Origin of the sequence: Streptomyces alkaliterrae (genome assembly GCF_007097205.2) — a bacterium.
GTDB lineage: Bacteria > Actinomycetota > Actinomycetes > Streptomycetales > Streptomycetaceae > Streptomyces > Streptomyces alkaliterrae.
In genome coordinates this window covers 1-948 of the sequence record NZ_VJYK02000624.1, presented here as the reverse complement: position 1 = coordinate 948, position 948 = coordinate 1, and the positions used below count along the sequence as shown (strand labels likewise).

The following is a 948-nucleotide window of genomic DNA, read 5'->3' as shown; positions in this document are numbered from 1 at the left end:
TACAACCTCAACCGTCTCGGACGGCTGGAGGAGTCGCACCGGCTCGCCCAGGAGGTCGCCGCCGCCCGCGCCCGGGTGCTCGGCACCCACCACCCCGACACCCTCGCCAGCCGCTTCGAGGTCGCCTCGGGCCGGGGCCGACGGGCACGGGGAACGCGGGCCGGTGCCGTCCGTCGGCGACCAGCCGCGCCAGTTCGGCGGCGTCCTTGGGGCGCCGGTCGGGGTCCTTGGCGAGAAGCGTGAGGACCAGGTCGTCGAGTTCCGGCGGGAGTTCGTCGCGCAGCCGCCTCGGCGGCACGGGTTCGGTCTCCTGGTGGCCCACCAGGACGGACCAGGCGTCCTCCAGGTCGAACGGCGGCGCGCCGACGGCGATCTCGTAGAGCACGCAGCCCATGGAGTACAGGTCGCTGCGGTGGTCGACGTCGTCGCCGGCGATCTGCTCGGGTGACATGTAGTGCGGGGTGCCCATGGCGGCGCCGCCGGTCTGCCGGGCGGTGAAGCCGGCCTCCTGCCCCAGGTGCGCGATGCCGAAGTCGCAGATCTTCACGGTGCCGTCGGTCAGCCGCATGACGTTGGCCGGCTTGAGGTCCCGGTGGACGACGCCCTGGGCATGGGTGTAGGCCAGGGCCTCGGCGATCTGCTGGGCGATGTCCCAGATGTCGGTGACGGCGAGCGGGCGGCCGTCCTCGGCGTCCAGGAGCTGGCTGAGGTTGTGGCCGTCCAGGAGTTCCATGACCAGGAAGGGCACGCCCTCGGACTCGCCGAAGTCGTGTACGACCGTCACGCCCCGGTGCTGCAGGCCGGCGGCGACGCGCGCCTCCCGGCGGAACCGCCGGCGCAGTTCGCCGGAGAGCTCGCCGTCGGTCTGCGCGCGTTGCGGGCGCAGACACTTGACCGCGACCCGGCGGCCGAGGGACTCGTCCCTGGCCCGCCACACCTCCCCCATGC

1 protein-coding gene and 1 pseudogene are annotated in these 948 nt (G+C 73.4%); one reads left to right on the top strand and one right to left on the bottom strand.

Going from position 1 to position 948, the window contains the following annotated elements; genetic code table 11:
- Positions 1-24: 24 nt before the first annotated feature.
- Positions 25-243 (top strand): hypothetical protein, encoded by a 219-nt coding sequence (locus tag FNX44_RS30040; protein ID WP_438948051.1) that lies wholly within the window; start codon positions 25-27, stop codon positions 241-243.
- A 22-nt stretch (positions 244-265) separates the two neighbouring features.
- Here FNX44_RS30040 and FNX44_RS27170 read toward each other — a convergent pair.
- Positions 266-946, bottom strand: a pseudogene (locus tag FNX44_RS27170) (serine/threonine-protein kinase); the annotation flags it as partial.
- Between the last annotated feature and the right edge of the window lie 2 nt (positions 947-948).